The organism is Serpentinicella alkaliphila (genome assembly GCF_018141405.1).
Classification (GTDB): Bacteria; Bacillota; Clostridia; order Peptostreptococcales; family Natronincolaceae; genus Serpentinicella; species Serpentinicella alkaliphila.
In genome coordinates this window covers 2,817,239-2,832,257 of record NZ_CP058648.1, presented here as the reverse complement: position 1 = coordinate 2,832,257, position 15,019 = coordinate 2,817,239, and the positions used below count along the sequence as shown (strand labels likewise).

Here is a 15,019-nt window from a genome sequence, read left to right as displayed (position 1 = left end):
AGGGAATATATGCCACAAATTAAAGTTAGAGGAATTGAACCTCAAGAAATTTGCAAGATAGATATAGATCTAATAAATACGTTAGCTGAAATTGTTGGGTGCCCAAAGGATTACTTCGAAATAGAATGTATTCAATCTGTTGCCATAAGAAATGGTAAAATAGATAAAGTTTACCCGTTTATAGAAGTATCTTGGTTTGACAGGGGACAAGATATACAGAATTTAGTTGCTAAAACCATATATGATTATGCAAGAAAAATTAATGTAGAAAACTTAGATATTGCTTTTACATACTTTCAAGAAAGAAACTATTATGAAAATGGTGAACATTTTTAATTAAAGTTATTATTGTGATTGCTTTCGGAGGCACTGATATGAAAAAATCAATTATTTTAGTTTTATTATTTTTTATTGTAATAACACCTTTCTTTTTTAACTATAATGAATTTATTAGGACAAATGATTATGAAAGGTTAATAAGTAATATTAAAGAGGAAACACCTAATATCCTTAATAAATATAAAATACCTGGGGCAGCTATCGCTATAATAAGAGGAGATGAGATAGCGTGGGTAGGTACCTTTGGATATGCAGATATAGAAGCCAAAAAACCTATTCAAGAGGACACAATATTTCAAGTGGCATCAATATCAAAACCTGTCACTACCTTAGGCATAATGAAACTATATGATTTAGGAAAATTAGATTTAGACGAACCTTTGGAGAAGTATATAACAAGATGGGAGTTACCAGAATCTACATATGATAAAAATAAAGTTACAACAAGAAGTGTATTGAGTCATAGCTCTGGGTTAAGTATGGGCGGGGGGTATCCAGGTTATGAACCAGAGAGGAAACTACCAACTTTAGAAGAGTCATTAAGTGGTTTAGGTGGGGGTTCAAAACCAGTAGAATTAGTATATGAACCTGGGGGTAAGTATAGTTATTCTGGTGGCGGTTATAATTTAATGCAGTTGTTAATTGAAGAGATTACTGAGAAAGATTTTATAGATTATATGAGTAAAGAAGTTCTTATTCCTATGGGTATGACTAGTAGTAGTTTTAGCTGGAATGAAGATTTACATGGTAAGACTGCCAAGGCATATGATGAAGATTTAAAATTATTGCCTAACTATCTATTTATAGAAATGGCTGCAGCGGGACTGTATACTACTATAGAAGATATGAGCAGATTTGCAATAACTAATATTAAAAGCACTAAAGGAAATGGATTTCTGAAGGAAGATATAATGGAAACTATGCTTGAACCTGTAATAAAGGTTAATGGGTTAACTGGTTTATTTTATGATTATATGGCATTGGGTCATTTTGTAAATGAATTAGAGGATAGTAAGTATTATATTTCTCATGATGGTGCTAACAAGGGTTGGAGGGCTTCATTTGCTTTAGCACCAAAAGAAGGGGATGCAATAATTATTTTAACAAATGGAAATAATGGATCATATCTTTTGAATGAGGTTCTAAATTCATGGCATTTTACAGTTTTTAATAAAAATCGAGGGTTTGATAAAATACAGCATAGGGCAAATTCTATTTTATATTCTTTGGGATGTATTTTATTACTCTCTTCTATAAATTCTATTTTTAATACGAGCATAAAACTTCGTAACGGAAAATATCGTATAGTTGGTTTCAATAATAGAAACGAATTTGTTTTTAGCTCTATGTTGAGTTTGATTTTAATTGCAATAGTTTGCTTATTAAGATTATATTTAGTCCCGTTACTAAGCTTTATTAATCCAAGGACTAACATTATATTTATAACCGTATACATTAGAACCTTAGTTCATATAATGCAGTTATTTATTAAAGAGAATAACGAAGTGGGAGCTAACGTTAATTATACTTAAACAAACAAAAAAATATAAAGTAATAATAAAAGGATAGACTAATTATATTGGTCTATCCTTTAAAAATAATATTACTCTTCAGTTTTAGTACATTCGCTATTTGGGATGTTTATTTTAGATACTATATCAGGTACCATATCTAAAAGCTTCTCAAGTCCACCTCTCTGATTGATAGGTAATACTTCTACTTTACCATTAGTTATTGCAATAATAGCTGTTGGAGTTGCTTTGGCTCCAACACCTCCGCCACCACCTACACCTTTGTTTCCTTTTTCGTCAGTTCCATCTCCTGAACCAGTACCAAGTCCGAAAGATATATTAATCATAGGGATAAGAGTTACATCACCTACAACTATAGTTTCACCTACTACAGTTTTAGATGTAAAGAATTTTTCTAGCTTTTCAAATAGAGCACTGGTGTTCTCAGTAAAGTTAGTTTGCATAAATTTTTTCCTCCTTTTTAATTCTTATTATATTTTTTAATATATTTTTAATAGGGTTAGTAACCATAAATCTTACAATTACGTAAATTAAAACTATTATGGTAATTCTTCCCTTAATTTTTAATTCTCCTGACAATATAGATTCACCAAAGGATGGAGATAAATTAACATCATATTCCTTTAAGATTGGTGAAAGTGCGTTTGTAAAAGAACATACTAGCCCAGTATAATAGGGGTCTTCAAATCCATAAATAGCGTATAAAGTTAGCTGTTTAGGTTTTATACTGGTCCAAATTTTATTTATATATTTTAAACAGTGAACTATAAAATCTATATTCAAATTATTAACAAATTCATCAGTCATTTTTTTATTTTTTGTATTTTTCTTGGTTTTAGTTTCTGAAAGTTCATCGGTTTTGTGAACAGTTTTGTTCTTAATATTTAACTTCTTATCTACTTTGACTGAATCTAAGGAAGTTTCAAAACTAAATGGTATGCCAATAAAAGTTAAAATACCATACATTTTATTTTGACTGTTCACAGATATAATTACTTTAAAAAGCCTACCAAAAAGAATTGTTTTTGAAGATATATTAAGTTTCTCGTATTTTGAACATTCTAGGCTATAATTGATTGGAGTAATTACTAGTAAGGCAATAATAGTAAATATGAATAACAATAAATACCCTATAATTCGTAAAATTATCATAAAATACCTCTCATAGTAAAAATCTTTCTCTTTTTAACAAAAGTAGTAGAAACACTATCAAGAAGATTAGAAGCTATTGTGGTGCCTGGTATAAACCTTAAGAAAATAGATGCACTTTCTAAGGCACTACTTTGGGTGGAAATATAGTTTTTAAAACTGTATTTATCATTATCTTTAATTTGATCCTTTTTTATTTTATTAATAACTGATTCTTTTACACTCATCGTCTCTATAGGTAAATCTATATCTGGTAAACTATTAAACTCCCAGTATAATAATTTAAGTTCTGTTAGTTCCTGTCTACATTCTTTGCAGACCTTAAGGTGTTCTAATAAAATTATTTTTTCAAGAGGTTCAATTGTATTTTCTAAATAGTCATGTAATAGATTTTGGTCAAAAGAGCATCCCATATTTATACCTCCCAAATGCCTTCTTTTTTTAAATAATCTTTTATTTGCTTTCTGCCTCTAAATAAATATGTCTTTACTGTTCCAATGGGAATTGACATATACTCACTTATTTCTTTATAACTAAGATTTTCTACATGTCTAAGAATAACGACAGATTTAATATCCTCTGGAAGTAGTCTTATTGCATCGACTAATGCTTTCTTAGTATCGATAAATTCAACGATATCTTCTATATCTGAGTTTGATTGCAAATTAATAATATCAATATTATTAGATAAAGCCTTATTACCTAAGTTATTTTTATTGTCTCTTATATAATTTTGACAAGTATTTATACTTATTTTCTTGATCCACGGGATAAGGGGTCTTTTGTTATCAAAGGTAGATATAGCTTTATATATTTTAATGTAGATATCTTGTAACAAATCTAAGGAGTCTTCCTTGGAATTAGTGTAATAGTAGCATAGCCTATATATGTATTTTTCATATTTAGAGTATAATGAATTAAAACCATCAATATCATTTTGTAGGCATAGATTTATAATTTTCTCATCAGATAATTCCAAAATTCTTCCCCCCCTAAAACCACGTACATATATTAATACACGGAAAATTTTATTTTGTTTCATAAAGTGTGAAATAATTTTTATAATTAAATATTACCATTTATTACATATAAGGAAAAGTATACTAGTAATAACAGTAGAAATACATAAAAAAGAGACCCGGAGGGCCTCGGAAAATTAAAAATTTTACTGCATTTTATTCGTCATATTATTGTTGTTCATATTATTCATGTTATTCATCATTCCAACACTACTCATGTCTTGGTTTAATTGGTTTTTAATTTGTTGTAAATCCTGGGAATTTGCAGTAGGGGCAGATTGATAGTATCCTTTTTGTTCAGCAATTTTATATAAGTCATATTGAAATTGCTCGTCTCCACTTCTCATTTGTTGTAGAGTTTGTCTTAAATTTTGATTAGAAGCTTCTCCAATTGCTTTTGTGTATTCATTCATGCCTGCTTTAGTCATAGATAAAATATCATTTACCATATCTTTTTCTTGCATAAAGAAATCCTCCTTAAATTTTTATAGGAATGTCATTAACTGTTGAGCGTTTTTTTGTGCTGATTGAGAAGCCTGTTGAAACATTTGTTTAATAGTTGTGTCCTGGCATTGTTGAGCATAGTCGTTAAGTTTGTTTGCTACCATTTGATGATTGCTAATAAGGTGTCTAAGATTTTGTAATTCATTTTGATTTAATTGATTCATTATGCCGTTCTCCTCTCTATTTTATATTTACATACTCTTTTATTATGGATAAAGTAATTAAAAATATTCTGTATTACCAAAAGGAAAAGCTGGGGTTTTACCAGCTTCTATTTTAGTTTTTATATGATAAATCCATAAACTTTTCTATATCTTGCTCAATTAGCTTTAGGGAGCTTCTCCAAAAGTCTTTAGACTTAATATCAATATCAACCATATCTGCAACATCAGCAATGTAGTTTTTACCTGAAGAAGCAAGTAGTTTGTCATATTCCTCTACAAACGCCTCACCGCGTTTTAAATATTCTGCGTATACACCCTTCGCAAATAGAAGACCAAATGCATAAGGGAAGTTATAGAAGTTCAAACCAGCATAGTAGTAATGTGGTTTATTGACCCACATATATGGATGTAAGAACTTACTATCTAAACCATTACCATAAGCTTCTTTTTGACATTTTATCATCAATTCTTTTAATTCATTAACAGATACTGAATGTTCTTTTCTTTTTTCAAAAAGCTCACTTTCAAATAAAAATCTGCTATATATATCAACAATTACTTGGCCTGCATCAGAAATAGAAGTTTCTAGTATAGAAAGTGCTTGGTCGTTTGTTGATTCTTTTAAGGCTGCTTTCATAATAATTGTTTCGCAGAATATTGAGGCAGTTTCTGCTATTGGCATTGTATAGTTGCTATTAAGTATTGTTTCATCCTTTAAACATAGTCCGTGATATCCATGACCAAGCTCATGGGCTAAAGTAACAACACTGCTTAGACTACCACTAAAATTTGAAAGTATTCTACTTTCTCCAATTGGGTGAATATTAGAACAAAAAGCCCCACCTCTTTTGCCATCTCTAGGTTCAGCATCGATCCATTTTTTTTCAAAGGCATGTAGAGCATAATCAGCCAACCTGTCACTAAAAGTTCTAAAGTTTTTAACTATATAATTTTTAGCTTCCTCGTATGTAAATTTAATATCAACATTTCCTATGGGTGCAAATAGGTTGTAAAAAGGAAGACCATTTTCATAACCTAGTATTTCTCCTTTTCTTCTATAATATTTCTGAAAAGAAGGAATAGATTCTTTCATTGCCTCGAGCATAGAATTTAAAGTTTGTTCATCAATTCTTGAATCGATAATAGTTTGGTGTAGGGGAGATTTATACCCTCTCATTTTTGAAACTGTTAATACTTCACCTTTAATCGAATTAAGCGAAGCTGCGGAATATTCATCTATCTTTTCATAGGCCTTAAGTTCAGCTTCATACCCAGCTCTTCTAATTTCTTCTTCTCTTTCATATGCCATATTCCTAACAATAGGTAGGGGTAGTCGCTTATTTTCTCCATTAATTTCTATGTCAACTAGAAGAGTAGAGGTTGTATGCTCCTGTAGTTTTGACCATGCTCTTGAGCCTGTATTTGACATTTTTGCAATTAATAGCTCAGTGTCATCACTTAAAGTATACTTATGGTTTTCTATCAATTCATACAAATAGAATCTATGTAATCTAAGGGGCTCTGAGTATTCAAGGTATTTACTTATGTCTCCTAAAGAAGCTAACCATTTTTGAAATTTGACTATTGGATATGTTAATTCTGCATATTTTTCCTGAAGGTTATCAATTATTTTTTTAGCTTTATCGTTTCTAACATCAACGCTTGAGGTTAAACTTGCGTATGCCATAACTTTTGTATAAGTGTCATTAAAATCTATCATCATTTTTAAATGATCTTCAATCTTTCTACCAGGCTCCTCTTCACTTATTAAATTTTTTTCAGTCCAATTTTTAATTCCGCCTATCATTTGATCAATTCTTTTTAAGTCCTCACCAAATTCTTCACTATCAAATGAAGTATAAAGGCTATCTAGGCTCCATCTCATTTCCACGTTATCCCCTCCAATAAGTTTATATATATAATCTATCCATTTAATATTAATTTTAGCAGTGGTATTTTACTTTGGTAATATTTATTGATAAATTTTGTTAAGTTAAGTATAATAAAGCATTACTAAAGCAATTTTTTTATCTTTAGAGCTTAATTATTATATTAACTAACAAATGGAGGAAAAAAATGACTTTCCGAATCGAATACAGTAATCAATTTATCGATTACACTGTTATAAAACGTAAACGAAAGACAGCTGAAATAAGAATTGAACAGTCAGATAAGGTTGTAGTAGTAGTTCCTTATGGAATTTCAAATGATAGGGTAGAGGAAATTGTTAGAAAAAAAGGGGCATGGATAATTAAGAAACTTTCAGAAGTCAAAAATGCTCAAATCGCTGGGATTGACAAGGATATTTGTGATGGAGATAATATACTATATTTGGGGAATTTGTATAGGTTAAAAATAATAGACAATAATGACATAAAAAGAAATCAAGTTTATATAAGTGAAAAAAGTATTATTGTGGAAATCCGGCATAATGACAGGGCATATGAGGTTATTAAAAATTGGTATATAAAAAAGGCTTTTGAAATAATTGAAAGCAGGGTATTATTTTATAATGTTAAGATTGATATTAGGCCTAGAACCATTAAAATAAAAGACCAGAAGAGTCGTTGGGGAAGTTGTACATATAACAATGATTTGTTATTTAATTTTAGGTGTATAATGCTTTCTCCGAAACAACTTGATTATGTTGTGGTACATGAATTGTGCCATATGATTGAAAAAAACCATGGAAAAGGATTTTGGAATCTAGTAGAATTAATTATGCCTGACTATAAAAATCAAAGACAGCAATTAAAAAAAATAAGAATTTCATAAAAAAGGATAAATATAAAGGTTGTAGTATTATTTAATTAATAAATAATTGAGAGGTGGTATAGGGATGGATAGAAAGATAGAGGAACTAAAGGAAATAATAGATAGAAGTAACAATATAGTTTTCTTTGGTGGAGCTGGAGTTTCTACAGAAAGTAATATACCAGATTTTAGGACGGATAAAGGTATTTTCAATCAATCAACAGAAAGTTTATATCCTCCAGAGGTAATTTTGAGTAGAACCTTTTTTACGAAAAGACCTGATGACTTTTTCCAATTTTACAAAACAAAAATGATATATAAGGATGCAAGACCTAATGCAGCGCACAAGATATTGGCTGAACTAGAAGCTCAGGGAAAGCTAAAGGCTGTAATTACACAGAATATTGATGGACTACATCAACTGGCTGGAAGTAAAAATGTTATTGAGTTACATGGAACAGTACTGGAAAATTACTGTATGGACTGTATGACTGGGTTTGGTTTAGATTACGTGCTAGAATCAACGGAAAATATTCCAAGATGCAGTTGTGGCGGAATTGTTAGGCCTGATGTTGTGCTATACGAAGAGGGCCTTAATATGGACAATATACATAATGCTATAAGATATATAAGTGAAGCAGAGGTGTTAATAGTAGGAGGGACTTCGTTGGTTGTTTATCCTGCAGCAGGTTTAATAGAATACTATAGAGGAAATAAACTGGTTTTAATAAATAAAGAAACGACTCCTTATGACAGATCTGCAAATTTAATTATTAATGATAGTATTGGGAAAGTATTAAGTGAGGCTACTAAGAAATAGTTTATATGTAAACAAAAAAGTAATTACGGCAACGTAATTACTTTTTTATTTTTATAAAGTTAAATTTCTATAATAAAAAGTCTGAATTTGATAAGAATAGTAATACCTAGTTTATAAAAGGAGGCGTGTAAGATGAAAAATTTCAAATTACTTATATGTTTTTTAATAGTATGCATGTTAGTTACGGCCTGTAGAGTAGCTCCACAAGAAGAGCCTCCTGAAGAGGATAGAAGAGGTGAAATTCCGGCCTTAGAAGATATGATACTATCATCAGAGCATTGGAAAGACGAATATCCTTTAATTTATCAATCCTTCTTAATGACTTCACGATTAAAAGACGATACAGTAGAGGATTCAAGTTTAGGGGGATTACATCCAATTGACTACCTAAAGAAATATCCTAATATCTCTGTTTTATATGATGGAATAGGATTTTCTAAAGAGTACTTCGCAGCAAGGGGACACTACTATTCATTAGATGATGTAATCAATACAGCAAGGCCAAAGCCCGGTGCATCATGTTTGGCATGTAAGACAGGAGATTATGAATATCTTCATACAAAGTATGGTGATGAGTTATTTAATATGGACTTTGTTACTACAGTTCAAGAGGTAAATAATCCAATTAGTTGTTATAGCTGTCATAGAAATGATCCGGGGAAAAATGTTCAAGTGACAAAACCACAATTGCAAGTTGCATTAGAAAAATTAGATTTTGAACCTAAATCAGGATCTTTATCATGTGCCCAATGTCATGTTGAGTATTATTTACATCCTGAAACTAGGGAAGTAATTCTACCCTGGGATAATGGTTTAGGGGTTGATGAAATTGAAGTATATTTTGACGATATAAACCATTTTGACTGGAAGCATCCAAGAACGGGTACTCCTCTAATAAAAGTACAACATCCGGAGTTTGAAATGTATTTAGGCAGTTTACATGATAATTTAGGCTTAGGATGTACAGACTGTCATATGCCAGTAGTTGAGGAAAATGGCGAAAGCTATAGGTCCCATTGGGCTAAGAGTCCATTAAAGACAGTGAATGAGTCCTGTGGACGGTGCCATGGGGATGATGGAGAAGCAGTGATAGCATGGGTTGAAGAAATACAAAAAGAGATAGATGCTAAGCAAGCAGAGGTAAGTGATTTGATTGTACAACTAATAAATGAGTTTTCAGATTTAGTTGAACAAAGGGCATTAGATGAGGAAACTGTTGAGCAATTGTGGAACTTACATCGTAAGGCACAATATCGCTGGGATTTCGTTTTTGTAGAGAATTCTACAGGTTTTCATAACCCATCTTTAGCACGTAGAGTTTTAGAAGATGCAAAAAATTATGCTGAGGAAGCTTTAGAAATCCTCGCTAATGCTAGGAATGCCAATTAATATAGAACCACCACTTAAAGTGGTGGTTTTTAAATAAATTAAAAGAAATGGAAGTGAATTGATGAAAAAAATAATAAATTACTTGAAGTCAATGAAGTTCGGACTAATGCTATTATTCTACTTAGTTATTTTATCCTTTATAGGTTCAATGGTTCCACAAGGTAGAGATGAAATATTTTATTCTAGATTATATTCAGAAAGAGTAGTAAATATGATTATGTTAAGTAAAGCCGATGATATCTATCATTCCTTCTATTTTCTTATAGGGGCTGTAGCTCTATCAGTAAATCTTTTTCTTTGTAGTATATTCAGAATAAATTCTATAGTAAAGACAATTTATTCTATACCAGATTATAAGGTATTGACAAAATATAAGTCGAAGGAATTTACTGCACTAAAGGATGATAAAAAAATTAAGGATTTTATGACTGAAATAGGATTTAAAAACTATAATATACACGAAGCCAAAGGTGAGAAATTATACTATGGAAGAAGAAATAGAATTGGATATTTAGGTTCATGGGTAATACATTTAGGAGTATTTTTAGTAATTGCATTCTATACATATGGCCAGTATACATATTTTTCAACAGCAGTATATGGAGTTCCAGCATCATCTCAGGTTTTAGAGGGAACAGATATAGATGTAAAGATTCATGATTTTAAAATCGAATATAGAGACGATGGAAGTATAAGTCAGTATATTTCTAATATAGAACTAGTTAAAGATGAGGAAACTGTTCTTTGGAAAGATGTTTTTGTTAACAATCCATTAAGGTATAACGGCTATGCATTTTACCAAACATCCACCGGTTGGGCAACAGATTTTGAAATTCACAAAGGTGATGAATTATTAAAAAAGGATATTTTCTATGAAGGTACAGCAATTATCGAAGAAAAAGAAGGGATAGTCATACAATTTGCTAAATTTTACCCAGATTTTGATATGAGGGGCCGATTTGTATCATTATCAAATGACTTAAATAATCCTTTTATATTGTATACTGTTTTTTATAATGGACATAGAGTTGCTATGAATGTAGCAGAGGCTGGGGAGTCAATTGAGTGGCATCAATATACATTTAAGTTTTCAAATCCACAAAGGTATACATATTTACAAGTTAATAAAATGAAAGGTAAAGTGGGAGCTATGTTTGGTTCAGCGCTGATTTTAATTGGTTTAATAATTTGTTTTTATTTTAAACCTAAAGAACTTGTAATTAGAAGGGAGCAGAATAAATTACAAGTTTATGGTAAAAATATGATCGTAGATATTTAGAGGAGGATTTAGATGGAAAATTATAGTTTTATTGCTACTTTGATTTTATATTCACTTTCAATGGTAGCCTATTTCATATTTTTTATGTATAGAAAGGAAAAGTATGCAAACTATGGTATTATGTTAATTATGGCAGGTGTAGCTTTTCATACAATTTCATTGTTTTCAAGATCAGTACAGGCTAGTAGATTACCCTTGTCTAATCAATATGAATTTGCCACTAGTTTTGCATGGGGGATTTCAGTATCTTTTATTGCTTTTGAAAAAAAGTACAAGTTTAAGGCTTTGGGGACCTTTGTAACACCTCTAATACTTCTTGTGGCATTTTATGCAGCGATGCAATCCAGGGAAATAAGACCTTTGATGCCAGCTTTACAAAGCAGGTGGATTGTGCTTCATGTTTCAACAGCTATATTTAGCTATGGAGCATTTGCTGTTGCATGTGCAGTTTCATTTATGTATTTAATTAGGGATTATTTTAAGAATGACCCATTTATAATGAAGTATATACCGGATTTTAAAGTACTAGACAATATTAGCTATAGAGCTATTGCTTTGGGACTTGTTATGTTAACGGTAGTTATAGTTAGTGGTGCTATTTGGGCTGAGAAGGCTTGGGGAAGGTATTGGCAGTGGGACCCTAAGGAAACCTGGTCTTTTATAACTTGGGTGATATATGCAATATACTTACATGTACGATTATCTAGGGGTTGGAAAAATAAAAAAGCTGCAATTTTTGCGGTTTTAGGATTCATTGCTATATTATTTACCTATATTGGTGTTAACACTCTGCTTTCCGGTTACCACTCATATGCAACAATTCTACTAATATGATATAATTATTTCAAAAGATTACATCGAGGTGTAAAATATGATTAAAAAAACATGTATTGTTTTAATATGCTTTATTTCTATATTTATAATAAGCGGTTGTGGTAATAACAATAATATTAATTCTTTAGATGAAACTAACGATAAAAACATAAATGAAAATGTTTTTGATAGTATCGCCAATGAAAAGGAGAGCATTTCATTAGAAGGGCTTTTAGCATTGCTATTAGAAGCTAACGCTATAGAATTAAAGAATATAAACAATGAAACTTTAGGAGTCATCAATGATCGTAACAAAATTACTCAATTTGTTAACAGAATCTCTGAATATGAAATTAAAGATGATTATACAGAGAGAACGTCACAAAATGTTATTGGTCCAATAAATATATACTTTAATGATGGAACAGCAATATATGGACTGATGAAAGAAAATTATATGTATATTGACGGATACTATTTTTTAGTAAATAGAAATGAACGAAATTACATTGTAAGTTACTTTGGTAACAATATACAAGAAATTTTTACATCCCAATAAAAAAGACATTATTATTTTCTAATAATGTCCAATAACTCTTTAACAATTCTAGCAGTTAGCCCCCATATTATATAATTGTTATACTGATAAAAGTAAATGGGGTAATTGCTAGTTTTCCATTTGTAGTCGTTACCAATTAGTTCATGGGGAAAGTCTTCACTAATATTTAACTGTACACCCAAAGTATGAATCAAAGGGTTTTGTTCTAAGAGTAATCTTAAGGGAACTGTAAAGATTGAGCCTACTTCGTCGGTACTGTATTTAATATTCTCTAGTAGAGTATTGTTAATAAAGCCACAAAAAGGATATATAACAACATTAAATAAAGTTGTTATGGGACTTAATTCTGCTATTATTTCTATATTTTCTTTCGATATGTTTAGTTCTTCAATTGTTTCACGAATAGCAGATTGTAATGGGCTTTCATTGTCTTCTATCTTTCCACCTGGAAAACATATTTCTCCAGGTTGATGATTTAGTTCTAATGAACGGACTTCGAACAACAAATGAAGTTCGTTGTCCACTTCGATTATCGGAGCGAAGACTGAGAAGTTATTTGAATTACTTTTTGACATAACTGACTTAAAAGCATTTAAAATATGATTTCGTTCCATTAACCAAGCCTACTTTCTTTATTTCTTCTATTTTATTTTGCTACTAACTATTGTATCATTAAAACATGGCTGTATGCAAAATGAATAGTTTAATTTCTTTATGGTTTGTTTAGTGATGTTTATAATTAAATAGTTAAGGTTTTATAATGTCATTTTAGCTTATTAGAAGCTACATAATAAAATAATTCTTAAATATTAATGAGGGGAAGATGAATAATGAAACAAAAGACTTTAGAGGTAATGATTTCAGAGCAAGAAATACAAGAAAAAATTAAGGAATTAGGTAAAGCTATAACTAATGATTATTCTAAGGATAACGAAGTAGTAGTTATAGGAGTCTTAAAAGGCGCATGTGTATTTTTATCGGATTTGATTAGACAAATGAAGATAGATAATGTATATATAGACTTTATGTCAGTTTCAAGTTATGGTATGTCTACAGAGAGTTCAGGTGTAGTTAGGATCTTGAAAGACTTAGATTTAGAAATTGAGGGAAAACATGTGTTAATTGTGGAAGATATTATAGACACTGGCCTTACTTTGCAATATTTAACCAAAAACTTACAAACGAGAAACATTAAAAGCTTGAAAATATGTACGTTACTGGACAAGCCTTCAAGAAGAAAATGTGAGCTAAATATAGATTATTCTGGTTTTATAATACCAGATAAGTTTATAGTCGGTTATGGTATTGACTATGCTGAAAAATATAGAAACTTACCATATATTGCTTCTGTTGAATAAGGAAGCTAAAATTTGCATAATCTCAATATATTTTACCATACTATTATTAAAAATATATTGGGAGGTTATTTAATGTCTGCAGATTTTGAAATAATTAAACAAAGATTTATAAACTCTGATTTAAATGGTAAGATAGAAATTTATACTACTACACAAGGTCTAACAGTAGAGCAGTTTAAAGAGTTATTAAAGCATTTTCCATTACAACATTTAGATAAATTAGAACAGGCTATGGCTTAGTATAATACAAAAAACCTCTAAATTTTAAATTTGGAGGTTTTTCATTTGTAAAATTGGCAATACTCCAAAGAATAGGAGGTTGTTAACATGAAAAACATAAATGCTTTCTTTCAATTTTTAACTGGGCAGGTTAGAGGTTATAGCAAAAGTAGAAGCTCCAGTAGAAGGTTTAAAGCATACTACTTAGATACTAAAAATGATACTAAAGGGGTAGGTGCTAAGATTATTGATTATTTTTTAGGTAGAATGTTAATTTTTGTTGGAATATTTAGTGTATTGTTTATTGAATTTAGAAACATATATATTGCTCTAATGGCTTCTATAATTATTCTCACTTTAATGCATATTATGTCAATTGAAATAAGAAATAAGAAGATAGAAAAGGGAAGAGTAAAAAAAAGAAGATACATAGCTAGTCAAAAGGTATATAAGGAAATAATGAATAAAACTCAAGAAGAGCTAAAGAACTATGTCACAGAGCTACTAGTAAAAATGAATTTTTCAAATTTAAGTTTTAGCTATATTCAAAATAAAGCTATATTATACAGTGCCAATCTAAATAATGAAAAATTAAATATTTTATTTCTTTCATATAAAAATGACTTAGATGTAGAAGTAAAAGATATTAAAGAAATGATACAAAGTTTAGTTAAAAATGAAGTAAAAAAGGGTATAGTAATAACGACATCAGATTTTACAAAAGACTGTTATACATTTATTGAACAATTAACAGGTAAATACAAATTAATGCTAGTTAATAAAGATACATTTTTAAAATTAATTGAGAAAAACGGAATGTTCCCAAAGGATGAAGAAATTGATGAGCTAATAGAAAATAAAATTAGTAAAAAGGAAAGGAAGCTTAAGGAATACAAAGACATTGCCCTTTCTCCAAATAAAATAAAGTCTTATCTCTTTCTTTTTGGCTATTTGTTTTTAGCTTCATTTTATGTTCCTTTCAGAACGTATTACATGGGGGTTGCTGTATTTGCTTTGATAATGGGATTGGTTAGTATGACTTTAACAACTATTAAACGTAAAAATGAACATGATGAAACAGTTAATATGGATTATTTATTTAAAAATTTCTAGTATATTAT

19 protein-coding genes are annotated in these 15,019 nt (G+C 30.0%); 11 read left to right on the top strand and 8 right to left on the bottom strand.

The window, feature by feature from the left end; genetic code table 11:
* Window positions 1-9: 9 nt before the first annotated feature.
* Together HZR23_RS14485 and HZR23_RS14480 are read left to right on the top strand one after the other, a co-directional pair.
* On the top strand, window positions 10-336 hold the full coding sequence (locus HZR23_RS14485; RefSeq protein WP_132847206.1) for a DUF1904 domain-containing protein: 327 nt from the start codon (window positions 10-12) through the stop codon (window positions 334-336).
* Between the two features lie 38 nt (window positions 337-374).
* Window positions 375-1,871, top strand: a complete 1,497-nt coding sequence (locus HZR23_RS14480) for a serine hydrolase domain-containing protein (protein WP_132847205.1) — start codon at window positions 375-377, stop codon at window positions 1,869-1,871.
* Between the two features lie 71 nt (window positions 1,872-1,942).
* Here HZR23_RS14480 and HZR23_RS14475 read toward each other — a convergent pair whose 3' ends face one another.
* From HZR23_RS14475 to HZR23_RS14445, 7 genes are all read right to left on the bottom strand, one after another.
* Window positions 1,943-2,314 (bottom strand): GerW family sporulation protein, encoded by a 372-nt coding sequence (locus HZR23_RS14475; RefSeq protein ID WP_132847204.1) that lies wholly within the window; start codon window positions 2,312-2,314, stop codon window positions 1,943-1,945.
* Window positions 2,304-3,023 (bottom strand): DUF2953 domain-containing protein, encoded by a 720-nt coding sequence (locus HZR23_RS14470; protein WP_132847203.1) that lies wholly within the window; start codon window positions 3,021-3,023, stop codon window positions 2,304-2,306. The genes HZR23_RS14475 and HZR23_RS14470 overlap by 11 nt, the downstream gene beginning before the upstream one ends.
* A complete protein-coding gene (locus tag HZR23_RS14465) occupies window positions 3,020-3,433 on the bottom strand; it encodes an anti-sigma factor family protein (RefSeq protein WP_132847202.1) in 414 nt (137 codons plus the stop codon). Before HZR23_RS14465 ends, HZR23_RS14470 begins: the two co-directional genes overlap by 4 nt.
* A gap of 2 nt (window positions 3,434-3,435) precedes the next feature.
* Window positions 3,436-3,999: an RNA polymerase sigma factor gene (locus tag HZR23_RS14460; protein WP_243098140.1), complete on the bottom strand. Its 564-nt coding sequence runs from the start codon at window positions 3,997-3,999 to the stop codon at window positions 3,436-3,438.
* A 186-nt stretch (window positions 4,000-4,185) separates the two neighbouring features.
* Window positions 4,186-4,503, bottom strand: a complete 318-nt coding sequence (locus tag HZR23_RS14455; RefSeq protein WP_132847200.1) for a spore coat protein — start codon at window positions 4,501-4,503, stop codon at window positions 4,186-4,188.
* 21 nt (window positions 4,504-4,524) lie between these two features.
* Window positions 4,525-4,707 carry a hypothetical protein gene (locus HZR23_RS14450; RefSeq protein WP_132847199.1) on the bottom strand — a complete coding sequence of 61 codons (183 nt, stop codon included), beginning with the start codon at window positions 4,705-4,707 and terminating at the stop codon, window positions 4,525-4,527.
* A gap of 112 nt (window positions 4,708-4,819) precedes the next feature.
* Window positions 4,820-6,592 (bottom strand): M3 family oligoendopeptidase, encoded by a 1,773-nt coding sequence (locus HZR23_RS14445; RefSeq protein ID WP_330571367.1) that lies wholly within the window; start codon window positions 6,590-6,592, stop codon window positions 4,820-4,822.
* Between the two features lie 191 nt (window positions 6,593-6,783).
* Here HZR23_RS14445 and HZR23_RS14440 point away from each other — a divergent pair, with 191 nt between their 5' ends.
* The 6 genes from HZR23_RS14440 (at window position 6,784) to HZR23_RS14415 (ending at window position 12,321) form a co-directional block, all read left to right on the top strand.
* On the top strand, window positions 6,784-7,482 hold the full coding sequence (locus tag HZR23_RS14440; RefSeq protein WP_132847197.1) for a M48 family metallopeptidase: 699 nt from the start codon (window positions 6,784-6,786) through the stop codon (window positions 7,480-7,482).
* 64 nt (window positions 7,483-7,546) lie between these two features.
* Entirely contained in the window at window positions 7,547-8,281 is a 735-nt protein-coding gene (locus HZR23_RS14435; protein ID WP_132847196.1) for an NAD-dependent protein deacylase, read from the top strand.
* A 132-nt stretch (window positions 8,282-8,413) separates the two neighbouring features.
* A complete protein-coding gene (locus HZR23_RS14430) occupies window positions 8,414-9,670 on the top strand; it encodes an ammonia-forming cytochrome c nitrite reductase subunit c552 (protein ID WP_132847195.1) in 1,257 nt (418 codons plus the stop codon).
* A gap of 61 nt (window positions 9,671-9,731) precedes the next feature.
* Entirely contained in the window at window positions 9,732-10,949 is a 1,218-nt protein-coding gene (locus tag HZR23_RS14425) for a cytochrome c biogenesis protein ResB (RefSeq protein WP_132847194.1), read from the top strand.
* Between the two features lie 12 nt (window positions 10,950-10,961).
* On the top strand, window positions 10,962-11,783 hold the full coding sequence (ccsB, locus tag HZR23_RS14420) for a c-type cytochrome biogenesis protein CcsB (protein ID WP_243098139.1): 822 nt from the start codon (window positions 10,962-10,964) through the stop codon (window positions 11,781-11,783).
* Between the two features lie 37 nt (window positions 11,784-11,820).
* A complete protein-coding gene (locus HZR23_RS14415; protein ID WP_132847193.1) occupies window positions 11,821-12,321 on the top strand; it encodes a hypothetical protein in 501 nt (166 codons plus the stop codon).
* An 11-nt stretch (window positions 12,322-12,332) separates the two neighbouring features.
* On the opposite strand, the gene HZR23_RS14410 is transcribed toward HZR23_RS14415, so the two are convergent.
* Window positions 12,333-12,935 carry an NUDIX hydrolase gene (locus tag HZR23_RS14410; RefSeq protein ID WP_132847192.1) on the bottom strand — a complete coding sequence of 201 codons (603 nt, stop codon included), beginning with the start codon at window positions 12,933-12,935 and terminating at the stop codon, window positions 12,333-12,335.
* Between the two features lie 216 nt (window positions 12,936-13,151).
* Here HZR23_RS14410 and hpt point away from each other — a divergent pair, with 216 nt between their 5' ends.
* The 3 genes from hpt to HZR23_RS14395 all read left to right on the top strand — a co-directional run bounded on the left by hpt (window position 13,152) and on the right by HZR23_RS14395 (window position 15,011).
* Complete coding sequence (gene hpt / locus HZR23_RS14405; RefSeq protein ID WP_132847191.1) at window positions 13,152-13,679, top strand: hypoxanthine phosphoribosyltransferase; 528 nt, start codon at window positions 13,152-13,154, stop codon at window positions 13,677-13,679.
* Between the two features lie 72 nt (window positions 13,680-13,751).
* Window positions 13,752-13,919, top strand: a complete 168-nt coding sequence (locus tag HZR23_RS14400; RefSeq protein ID WP_165913573.1) for a hypothetical protein — start codon at window positions 13,752-13,754, stop codon at window positions 13,917-13,919.
* Window positions 13,920-14,006: 87 nt separating this feature from the next.
* On the top strand, window positions 14,007-15,011 hold the full coding sequence (locus HZR23_RS14395) for a restriction endonuclease (protein ID WP_132847190.1): 1,005 nt from the start codon (window positions 14,007-14,009) through the stop codon (window positions 15,009-15,011).
* Window positions 15,012-15,019: the final 8 nt, after the last annotated feature.